Source organism: Candidatus Clostridium helianthi, assembly GCF_045310795.1.
Taxonomy (GTDB): Bacteria; Bacillota; Clostridia; order Clostridiales; family Clostridiaceae; genus Clostridium; species Clostridium helianthi.
Window position 1 is genome coordinate 1 of the sequence record NZ_JBJIAB010000071.1, and the last position, 11,652, is coordinate 11,652.

The following is an 11,652-nucleotide window of genomic DNA, read 5'->3' on the forward strand; positions in this document are numbered from 1 at the left end:
TAAATTTTCTAGATTTAATGGTAATATAAGTTGAAAATTATCATTAATCTCAGTATAATCTTTATTGTGTAATTTGGCTTTTAGCATAAGTAAATTATACAATGAATGTGAGTTCTTCGGAATTCACATTTTTATATCTAAAAAAATGAGCCGCTACAAAACTAACTATGTTAGTTTTGCAACAGCCCCTTCTTTCGTATTTATATGATTAAATGAGATTATTGTATGATATTTCATTTCTTTTTGAATATACAAAATAACTCTCCTCTTTCTTCTAAGAATTTATACATTTCAAAACATAGGCTGGTGGTAAATTAAAGATAACTCTTTCTATATTTATCTTTTTAAAATATCCAGTAATAAATTCTTTTTTCAAAAGAGTATATTGAAATGTTATAAATAATCCATTTCTTTTTAATATATTTCTAGTTTGTCTTAGAATTTTATTTGAAACAGATTTAGGAAGGCTAGCAAAAGGCAACCCTGATACAACATAATCTACTCTGCTAAGATTATATTTTGCTAAATGTTTATCTACATTTTCAGCAGAATCATTTATTATTATAATATCATCTTCTCCTTTATATTTTTCTTCTAATTGTCTGCAAAACTCTTCATTATATTCAAATAACATTAATAATGTCTCTTTCTTTTTTCTTTTTACAAGCTTGTCCGTAAAAACTCCTGTCCCTGGCCCGTACTCAATTATAACCTTAGAATTTTCAAAATCTATGTCTCCTACCATTTTCTCTGCAAGTTTCTCTGAACTAGGTGCTACAGCCCCTATAGTTCTAGGTGATTTAAAATATTCAATTAAAAATTTTACTAGCTTCATATTAAAAGCCTCCTTGAATTCTTCTCTTTTAGTTAAATTATAGAATTAGTATAAATCTTAAATATTAAAAATCTATTTAGTAAAATATTAAGAATCTTTAAATTTTGTTTTAAATATAAAGAAAGAAGGTATACACTTTAACCCTCTTTTAGACTTTATTTTATATATAATGTGCTTTAATATTGATTTTTGTTCTTTTTAATTAAAATTATTTCTTACTGTATTAATCATCTTCTCCTTATTTTCCTCTAGTTGAACTAATCTATTTACATTAGCCCCAGATGGATGTGGAAAGCCTTTTAATATTTGCTTTTCGTTTATAATTTTATTTTCACATAGCTTGTATAATACTTCCTCTACTGACCTGCCTAATGGTACTATAAGAATTTTATCTAAATTATTTAATGCTTTTAATTCACAAATAAAATTCTCATAAATATATTTCATCAAAAATTCACTCCTAATAAGTTTTGGAGTGTGACCTGAATAGTTTTTTCCTTTTACAAAGACTGCATAAGGTATTAATGAAAATGTGTGCAATAAATGATCTTTTTCTTCAAACAATTGGCTGCAATTATCTATTTTTAGACTCTTATTAAGCTCTATTTTATCTAACATATCAATTAAATTTTTTCTGAGACTACCGCTAAATCTTCCTGATTTCTTACATTTATACTGAATTTCTTTAATATTATCAGAGTTCTCTAACTCTCTTCTTGCAGTAGCAATGGCAGTACTCATTTGCTGGAAGCCTGGAGTTATACCAACAATAAATACCCTTGCATCTAAATTTATATATTCATTGTGAGGCGAATAATATATTTCAAGATCTTCTTTCTTATCAATCAAAAAATCGTTTATCAATAGTTCATTCTTATTGTATTTCTCTTTTACTGGTAATTTTTTAATTTTATCTTTATAATCATATAATGTTTTTTTCATAATCAGCCTCTAACTTCTACATTTATTTTGTTACTTTATATTATCTTCATAATTAAAAAATATTATTAATATATCCTTCACTAAAAATTATAAATTTAATGGAAATTTTTTTAGTAGAAGATAAAAAAGATAGCAGCTTCATAATAAGGCTACTATCTTTATATTCTTCTTAACTATTAGCTAATTTTGCAATCCTCTCATTTGAGCTTTTTGTAAATACTCCACCATGATAACAGATGACTGTTTCTATATCATACTTTGTAAGCTTCTTAAGAGATTCTATTGCTTGCTTCATATCAAATGTATATTCCGGATTAGGACCAATTAATTCATTATTTACAACATTCATTGCGTCTCCAGTTACTAATGCCTTATACTTTCTTAGATAGAGACAAATATGTCCCGGAGTATGTCCTGGGGTATAAATTACCTCTATCCCTCCACAATAAGGAAGATTCTCTTCATCTTTAACAATCCTATTAACTTTTGTTTTAAGCTGCTTTATGGTTTCCTTCATAGAATCTGGCATTGAACTCAAACGCTCAGGAGTAATTTTTATACCAATTTTATCTCCCTCAATATAAGGCCTTTCTCCACTATGTGCTAACACTTCTATTTCACTTTTAGAATTCTTAACAATACTTGACAAGCTACCAATATGATCCAAATCGTGATGAGTAATAATTATTTTATTAATCTTGTCAAAGGATACACCTGCCTTTTCCACTTCTTCACGAATATTTTCTATTTGTCCAGGTAATCCCGTATCTATTAAAATCACATTTTTATCATCCCAAATTAGTGTAGCATTCATTCTTCTTTCTTTGCTTCCTAATTCAAGTATATCTAATCCTTCTGCAATTTTCATTTTTCTTCCTCCTAATTAAAATTTACTCCTCAATTAATTTTCCCATTTGACTAATAACCATTTTGTAATACTCACCTTTTTCATTCATAAGACTTTTGTGGTTTCCACATTCTAATATTTTTCCACCACCAATTACCATAATGTGATCTGCATCTCTAATAGTCGATAATCTGTGTGCTATTAAAAAGCTAGTGCGATTTTTCATTAATCTTAATAATGCATGTTGAATATCTTTTTCGGTCTTTGTATCTACACTGCTAGTTGCTTCGTCCAAAATTAAAATCGGGCTATCACACAGAACTGCTCTAGCAATAGACATTAATTGGCGCTGCCCTTGACTTAAGTTATCTGTGGCTCCAGAAACCATTGTTTGATAACCCTTAGGAAGCTTATCAATAAATTCGTGGGCATGAGCTATTTTAGCAGCATTTACAACCTGTTCATCTGTTGCATCTTTTTTAGAATAACGAATATTATCCATAATCGTTCCAGTGAAAAGACAAGTATCTTGAAGCACAACAGAGAAGCATTTCCTAAGACTATTTCTTTTTATATTCGTAATCGGCTCATCATCAATGAATATATTTCCGCTGTCTGCATCATAAAATCGAGTAAGAAGATTCACAATAGTAGTTTTTCCTGCTCCAATCTCTCCTACTAGCGCAACTGTTTCTCCTGCTTTAACTTTAAAACTCACATTCTTTAATATAGGTATAGACTTATCATATGAAAAATATACATTTTCAAAGGTTACATCACCATTTGGTTGCTTTATCTCAATTGCATCTTTAAGATCTTCACTTTCTTCTTCATTATCTAAAATCTCAAAAACACGTTCTGCCCCAGCAAGTGCTGATTGAATTGTATTAAACATACCTGCTACAGAATTTAATGGCTGTGAAAATTGTTTTGAATAGCTTAAAAAACTAACTACAGTTCCAACAGCTACACCATACCCCACTGATAGCATACCACCAACAATTGCAACAACTGCAAAAATAAAGTTATTAATAACATTCATAAGAGGCATCATATACCCAGACCATATCTGTGCTTTATTGCTGCTTTCATATAGATTTTCGTTTATCTGTGCAAATTGCTTTAAGACATCATCCTGTTTATTAAAAGCCTTTACCATCTTTAGTCCTAATATGTTTTCCTCAATCACTCCATTAAGTGAGCCTAAATTTCTTTGCTGAGCTAGGAAATATTTGCGGCTATGCGTTGCAATTACACGTGTTAAAAGTATAACTAGAGGTATACATAATAAAACAACTAGTGTAAGGGGAACATTTAACACTATCATAACCATAAAAGATCCAACTAAAGTTAAAATACTTGATATTAACTGTGTAGTTGTTTGTGCAATTGTAGAGCTAATATTGTCCACATCATTTGTGATTCTACTCATTGTATCGCCATGAGAACGTGTATCATAAAATTTCAAAGGAAGCCTCTGCATCTTTTCAAAAAACTCTGCACGTATTACAAAAACAAGTTTTTGTGAAACTTTAAGCATAATAACACCATTTATCCATGAAATAAAGCAATTAACTCCATACAAAACTGCAATTATAGTTAAAAATAATATAAGAGTCGATTTATCTACAGTTCTTGTTGCTATTCTAAATGTATCAAAAGTCTTTCCTACAAAATAAGGAATCCCAACAGAAATCGCTGATGAAAAAACTGTAAAAATCATAGCTAGAAAGATCGTCTTAGCAAAACGCATGTATATTTTAATAATACGCACTAATGTGCCTCTAGCATTTTTAGCTTTTTGTGTAGGTGCAAAGCGATTTCCGCCTCCACCCACACGTCTCCCACTAATAGAAGGTACTTTTACTTCAGTTTTAGAAAATTGTTGTGCCATAATATCCTATACCTCCTTGCTGCTCTCTATTTGCGTTTTATAAATATCTCTATATACTTCACAGCTTTGCATTAATTCATCATGAGTTCCATATCCAACCTTAAATCCATTATCCATAACCAAAATTCTGTCTGCAAACATAGCCGTTCCACAACGTTGAGTGATTGTAATCACAGTTTGATTACTTGTTTTTGAACTTAAGTTTTCTCTAACCTTTGCTTCTGTTACTGAATCTAATGCACTTGTTGCATCATCTAATATAATTACAGACGAATCCCTAAGTATTCCACGAGCTATAGAAATACGTTGCTTTTGGCCACCAGAAAGATTAACTCCAGCACTCCCTAACATACTTTCATATCCATCTTTCATATTATTTATAAAACCTGCTTGTGCCTTTTCAGAAGCCTCATGAACCATAACATTGCTTGCTTCCCTTTTACCCCATCTAATATTTTCAGCAACAGAACCAGAAAAAAGCATTGGTTTCTGCGGCACTATAGCTATACTATTTCGTACAGAATCAACATTTAATTCTTTAACATCGTAGCCGTCAATTAAAATTTTTCCCTTGTTCACATCGTAAAATCGCAGAAGAAGCCATGCAATAGTAGATTTTCCGCTTCCTGTTGGACCAATTATAGCTAAACTTTGTCCACTTCTAATAGAAAATGATAGATTATTTAAAGCAGGTACACCACTACCATTTGGATATGCAAATGTAACATCTCTAAATTCAATATCACCATTTAATTCTTTCATTTCACCATCATGAGAAAAATCTCCATCACAATCAACTATTTCTTTAATACGAGCAGTAGAAGCCTTGGTTCTTACAAATGTATTGAATATATTTGTTATCATAATTAATGAGGTAAGAATTTGTGCCATATAAATTATAAACGCTGATATATCTCCTGGATTTGCAAGATTTGCTGAAAAGAGACTGCTACCTGCTGAAATTACAATTATTGTTCCAATTCCAACAGTAAGAGTTATAAGTGGTGACACAAATGTAATAACACTTTGAGATGATATTCCTTTTTCCATTAAGTTTGTATTTGCATTTTCAAACTTACTACTTTCCTTATCATATGTTCCAAAGGCCTTGACTAAGCGTACACCTATAAGATATTCCTGAACAACTGAATTTACTTTATCCATCGCCTTTTGTAATTCATAAAAACGCGGATAACTTAACTTCATACTAATAATAATAAGTATAGACACAATCGCAACAACACCATATATAATAAGACTCAACCTAAAATTAAGCAGTGTTGCAAGCACAATACTACCTATGCATGTAATCGGAGCCTTTAAAAAAATTCTCATAATTCCATTAACGAATAATATAACCTGTGCCGTATCATTTGTCATACGTGTAATTAGAGATCCACTTTCAATCTTATCTGTGCTTAATTCTGAAAAATAAACAATCTTTTCAAATAAGTCATACCTAAGATCTGCTCCCATTCTTTGAGATACCTTACTTGCTAAAATATTTCTTGTAACTGCGAAAGAAGCTCCAATTGCAGTTACTATAAGCATAAGCATTCCCCAGTAATAAACTTTAGAAAGTGATCCTTGTTCAATTCCTGTATTAATTATGTTAGACATAAGTGTTGGAGCAAGCAAATCACAAATTGCTTCCGATGCAACGCAAAAAACAGCTATCCCAAATGGAATTTTATACTTATTAAAATATTTACTGTATAAGTTCATATCCTTTATTCCTTTCCTTTGTTTAAATGCTAATTCCCATACCATATTATACATCATTTTTGCATCCAGAATACAATAAATATTTCCAGCTGCTTATAAAACTAAATCTTCCACGTATTAATAAGCTTACTTTTCTCAATAATAACTATATAACTTATCTTTAAGTTATTAAAATTTTTATTTAGAGTATTTTAATATACTATAAATAAATTTTTAGATTATTATGTTAGGAGTGATTTCAATGAGAAAAGGAAAAACACTAGATGATCAAACACCAAGTGTCTATGATACTGAAAAAATTATTGATATCCATTCATCTGAGGACGATCCATCCCTTGATTCAGAAAAAGTGAGATACGCTAACAGTCATGCTTCACGTTCAAAATATACTCATGGTTCAAGCGACGTAAGCCCTGTTAATACAAACAATCCAGACTCTACCGAAAGAATTCCCACATCAGTTAGATATTCTGATTCTGATATACATAAAGATGACGATGAATTTGACTACCAAGGTGAAATATAAATCGTCTATATAAATCAAAACCAACGACAGCATATTTATATATTGTCGTTGGTTCCATCTTTATTTTTCAAATAATATATGTTTTTTATTCACCATATTTCTTATGGTACTTAACTTGAACTTCTATATTAGGATGCTTTTTGCAAAACTGGCTAATCACAAAGCAACAACTTGGACATGGCTCCCATTTGCTATATAAAGTTAAGTTTCCTTCATCTTTTAATACTTTTGCTTCTATCTGTTTATGTATTTCTTCAATTATCTTTTTTTCGCTATCATTGACTCTGTCATAACCTATTCCAAGCTCACCCAGTTTGTTAACTTTATTACTTTTAAAAAATGATTCATCTTTTGTTGGTGCATGGCAATAATTCTTTATATTATTACTTCCACTTATCGCCTTAAATTCTTTATTATCATATATTGCCACTGCAATATTTATAGAATCCTGTAATGTTTTACTTTGATTTATTTTAAATACTGATTTTTCTTCTTCATCAACTTTCATATACTTATTAATATTCTTTATTAATCGCTGCATTCTCGGTATATTATTATTTAGATGTTGATGATATTCAACAGTACCTTTTTGAGGCGTAATATACTGATAATCTATTTGCTTTGGAACTTCTATAGATATTGTTTTAACTTTAGTATTAATATTATAACTTTCTTTTACGCTTTCTTCTTTAATAAGAAGCATTTTCTTCAAAAGCTCAATATCCTTTGAATATAAATAATCATTATCTAATTCTTTTTCCAAAATTTCTAATTTCTCTTTTTCTTTTTCACTGACTATTCTGGATACTCTTTTTTTAACTTCTTTTATGTCAATCAGCATATCTTTAACATCATCTCTAGATACTGCATCTCGCTCATATTCAATCCTATTTATATTTAATATTTTTATTGAATTTATTTTTTTCCATAATCTATCATGTTCATATTCAAATAGTATTATTTTTTTCATGTAATTAATTAAATCACTAATATTATCTGCTCTATAAGTCACATCCCCTTCACCAATACACTTATATAATTCCTCTATGACTCTATTCTCTACTTTAAAAGCCTTGGCAACTTCTACTTTAAATTTCTCTTCATGAAAGTAATTCATTTTATGGCCCTCTTTTTTCAATGCATCTTTAAAATCATTTAAATTATTAATCTTTATTCGTTCTTTTTTTCTTCTATTTGAACTTATGTTTATTTTAGTCATACTTCCCTCTTATGTTTTATGCTTATCTAAATATATTACTGATTTTAACTCTTTAACAATTTAATTATTATATCATAAATTTTAAAATGATTATAATCAAATACCGATACGATTTAAAAATAATCATAAGATTATAAACATAAAAATATCATGTAAAATTTATATGGTATAATAATACTTATCGTGAATTATAATGCAATTAATCATACTTTTGTTATAAATAATTTAGCTTAATTATAGAAAAAAGTAGCTTAATAATGTACTAAAATAAAGAACATAGTAGAAACATATAAAATAAAATATATTAAATCTAATAAATATTTTCAGGAATATAAAGTTCATTAATCTAAAAACATTAATATGGGGTGGCAGTATGTTAAAAAATATATCAATAAAATTAAAGGAGGTAAATTTTATAGCTCTAACAGGCATCATTATTATTTCAATTATACTACTAACAAACTTTGTAAAAGTTCTAAAATATAGTTATTTTGAACTTATTGATGCTGATAAATATATAAACTTATCAAACAATGTAGAATACTTCATCCCTAAAGATAATCAATATGCAGAAATAAACCAAGTAGCAGATAATAGTTATATTAAATTTGAAAAAAACAATTCTAAAAATATCTACTTTCCTGAAGATGTTCAAAAAGTCTGGCTTAAACTAAGATTACAAGGTAAACAAGCTAGCACTGATAATATAATGTACATTGATTGTGAATTCATTGAAAATATTCAATTTTATATTCCGACTACTGATGGAAAGTATGTAACAGAAAGGCCTAATGAATACTTTATTTTTCCATATATTAATCTACCTGAAAATATTGATTTTAATAAAGATATCTATATAAATTCAACCTGGGATTCAAATGTATTTAATTTGCTTCTAGCTAAAGACAGTAACTTTTATACTATTGAAAACTTGTTATCATGTTTTTATATCGGTAATTTGGGTGTGCTCCTAGGACTGCTCATTATGAATATGATTCTATTCTTTTCGTCAAAAGATAAGAAATATTTATTTCATTCACTTTTTACAGGATCACTGCTTTCACTACTATATTGCTTATCTGGAATGCAAAAGTTAATTTTGGGATTTAACAGCAATAACAGGCTTATAGCATTAGGTGCAATGGCCGCTTCAACCTGGGTTTTATTTATCTATTCATACTTAGACATAAAAAACCACATGCCCATATTAAATAATTTTTTTAAACTTTCAATACTTTTTCTCGTACTTTCTCTCTATATATCTGAAATTATTCCTGACGGATTTACTTATGATATTTTATATTTGCAGATGATCCTAGTAGGGTTATATATTCTTATTTCAATATATTCTTATTTTAAATTTGGTATGGGATCTATATATTACTTGGTTGGCATATTTATACTATTTACTGGCTTTATTATATATATTTTAGGTTCTTACGGTTTACTAGAATGGAATATCTTTACTTTTAGTACATGCTATCCTGCTGCCTCCATTGAAACATTATTATTTACCATCGGAATTATAAAACAAATAAAACATGAAAAAGAAGTTAATAATAAACTTAAATTAGAAGTTATAACAGATAAACTTACAAATATATATAATAGACGCTATTTTGAAGAAACAGTTGTAAATAAAATTCTTCAACTTGACAAAGAAAAGAGTCTTGTATCAATGTTGGTTCTTGATATTGATCACTTTAAAAAAGTTAATGATACCTATGGCCATAGTACTGGAGACCTAGTTTTATCTGAAACAGCTATGATTATTAAACAGTGCCTTAGGAAAGAAGACATTCTTGTTAGATGGGGAGGAGAAGAATTTGTTGCAGTACTTCCCTTCACAGATTCAAAAGAAAGTACTATAATTGCTGAAACAATAAGATTATCCATAGAAAATCATAGCTTCAAATTTGTAAAGAAAATAACTATTAGCATAGGCATAGCCGAAAAAGATATATCTGAAGATTTTCATAGCTGGTTTAGGCGTGCTGACAATGCCTTATATAATGCAAAAGAGAATGGTAGAAATACGGTTTGCGTTTGCTATATAAATGAAGAAAAAAATAATTCCTAGCATCAAAATCACTAGCAATCTATAATTATATTTAGAGTTTAAACATTTATACCGTCTAAACTCTTTTATTTTGTTTCATTTTTAGCCTCATATTCTGGCCATACTCTTTTTCCCCATTCATTTATAATTGCTAATGCAGGAGTAAATCATTGCAATCATCTGTCAGAGGATATTCTACATGCGGTGGAATTTTATTATATTCTGTTCTTTTTATGAGTCTATGTTCTTCTAATGCTTGTTTTGCACTTTTTCTATTTCACCCTTCATAAGCAATCCCCTAACATTAAGGCATAAAATGTGCGTACTTGTTCTTATGTCCCTTATTAAGCTATAATAATAACATACCAGACAAATGGTAATATTTAAATAAGTCAAAATGGGAGTGTGAATATTTTGAAAAAGTTATTCTCAGAATTTAGTATTAAAAATATAGAAATAAAAAACCGCATATGTGTGCCTCCAATGGTTGTAGGTTTAGCCGAAGATGGATATGTAACATCAGAAAATTTAGACCGTTATAAGGAATTAGCTAAAGGCGGTCCAGGACTTATAATACAAGAAGCTACATGTATTAATAAAGATGGAAGATTATCAGAAAAGCAAATTGGAATTTGGGAAGATAACCAAATTGAAGGATTAAAAAACATAGTTAATGCAGTTCATGAAGAAGGATGTAAAATATTTATTCAAATTCATCATGCTGGAGTTACAGGAATATCTGAATCTCCTCTATGTCCAAGTCCATATGAATATAAAGGTTTTGCCGGAACAGTTATTGGACGTGAAATGACTAAAGAAGATATAGAATCAATACAAAACGACTATATTGAGGCTGTAAGAAGAGCTTACGAAGCTGGATATGATGGCGTTGAGCTACACGGATGTCATGGTTATTTAATAAGTCAATTTTTAAATAAGAATGTTAATAAAAGAACCGATGAATATGGCACTAATCCAGAAAAATTTGTAATAGAAATACTAGAAGGAATTAGAAAAGTAACTCCAAAAGAATTTATTGTAGGAATTCGTCTAGGAGGATTTGAGCCATCATTAGAAGATGGAGTACGTTATGCTAAAATATTAGATAAAAACGGAATAGATTTTCTTGACATTTCTTATGGATTCTTTAATGAACAAGAAATTAATGTAAGCAAAGATTATAAGTATTCCAATGCCGTTTATGCTGCTGAAAAGATCAAGAAAGAAGTATCAGTTCCAATATTTGCAGTTAATGGAATTAATTCAGCCGAAATTGCAGAAGAGATATTAAATGAAACAAATGTAGATATCGTTGATATTGGTAAAGGGATTCTTATAAATCCTAATTGGGCAAACTATGCTATGGATGGAAAAGATACAGGAAAATGTTTAAATTGTGCAAAATGCATGTGGTTTGGTCAATCTGAAGTGTGTCCTGGAAAAGTTGTATTCGACAAGAATAATAAATAAATGTTCCTCAAACTACAAATTTAGTTGCATAAAAAAGGTACAATGCTTATAGTTTATATAAAATGTACCCTATAGAGTAGACACTGTAAAAAAAGTCTACCCTATAGGGTTTTTCTATTTATAATAAGATTATAG

General features: G+C 29.1%; 10 protein-coding genes. 3 read left to right on the plus strand and 7 right to left on the minus strand.

Annotation, left to right across the window (positions count from 1 at the left end; translation table 11 throughout):
* Positions 1–274: 274 nt before the first annotated feature.
* The 5 genes from ACJDTP_RS26640 to ACJDTP_RS26660 all read right to left on the minus strand — a co-directional run bounded on the left by ACJDTP_RS26640 (position 275) and on the right by ACJDTP_RS26660 (position 6,243).
* Entirely contained in the window at positions 275–835 is a 561-nt protein-coding gene (locus ACJDTP_RS26640) for a class I SAM-dependent methyltransferase (protein WP_406762923.1), read from the minus strand.
* Between the two features lie 198 nt (positions 836–1,033).
* Entirely contained in the window at positions 1,034–1,777 is a 744-nt protein-coding gene (locus tag ACJDTP_RS26645; RefSeq protein WP_406762924.1) for a hypothetical protein, read from the minus strand.
* 169 nt (positions 1,778–1,946) lie between these two features.
* Positions 1,947–2,645: an MBL fold metallo-hydrolase gene (locus ACJDTP_RS26650; RefSeq protein WP_406762925.1), complete on the minus strand. Its 699-nt coding sequence runs from the start codon at positions 2,643–2,645 to the stop codon at positions 1,947–1,949.
* Between the two features lie 22 nt (positions 2,646–2,667).
* Entirely contained in the window at positions 2,668–4,518 is a 1,851-nt protein-coding gene (locus ACJDTP_RS26655; RefSeq protein ID WP_406762926.1) for an ABC transporter ATP-binding protein, read from the minus strand.
* 6 nt (positions 4,519–4,524) lie between these two features.
* Positions 4,525–6,243: an ABC transporter ATP-binding protein gene (locus ACJDTP_RS26660; RefSeq protein ID WP_406762931.1), complete on the minus strand. Its 1,719-nt coding sequence runs from the start codon at positions 6,241–6,243 to the stop codon at positions 4,525–4,527.
* A 223-nt stretch (positions 6,244–6,466) separates the two neighbouring features.
* On the opposite strand from ACJDTP_RS26660, the gene ACJDTP_RS26665 reads away from it, so the two are divergent.
* Complete coding sequence (locus ACJDTP_RS26665; protein WP_406762927.1) at positions 6,467–6,769, plus strand: hypothetical protein; 303 nt, start codon at positions 6,467–6,469, stop codon at positions 6,767–6,769.
* An 85-nt stretch (positions 6,770–6,854) separates the two neighbouring features.
* Here the strand turns inward: ACJDTP_RS26665 and ACJDTP_RS26670 are convergent, their stop codons facing one another.
* On the minus strand, positions 6,855–7,988 hold the full coding sequence (locus ACJDTP_RS26670) for a deaminase domain-containing protein (protein WP_406762928.1): 1,134 nt from the start codon (positions 7,986–7,988) through the stop codon (positions 6,855–6,857).
* 373 nt (positions 7,989–8,361) lie between these two features.
* Between ACJDTP_RS26670 and ACJDTP_RS26675 the strand changes: the two genes are divergently transcribed.
* Complete coding sequence (locus tag ACJDTP_RS26675) at positions 8,362–10,068, plus strand: diguanylate cyclase (RefSeq protein ID WP_406762929.1); 1,707 nt, start codon at positions 8,362–8,364, stop codon at positions 10,066–10,068.
* A 130-nt stretch (positions 10,069–10,198) separates the two neighbouring features.
* Here the strand turns inward: ACJDTP_RS26675 and ACJDTP_RS26680 are convergent, their stop codons facing one another.
* Positions 10,199–10,282 (minus strand): hypothetical protein, encoded by an 84-nt coding sequence (locus ACJDTP_RS26680; RefSeq protein ID WP_406762932.1) that lies wholly within the window; start codon positions 10,280–10,282, stop codon positions 10,199–10,201.
* A gap of 170 nt (positions 10,283–10,452) precedes the next feature.
* On the opposite strand from ACJDTP_RS26680, the gene ACJDTP_RS26685 reads away from it, so the two are divergent.
* The gene (locus ACJDTP_RS26685) at positions 10,453–11,517 is read left to right on the plus strand and encodes an NADH:flavin oxidoreductase (protein WP_406762930.1); all 1,065 of its coding nucleotides are present in this window, start codon (positions 10,453–10,455) and stop codon (positions 11,515–11,517) included.
* Positions 11,518–11,652 lie beyond the last annotated feature (135 nt).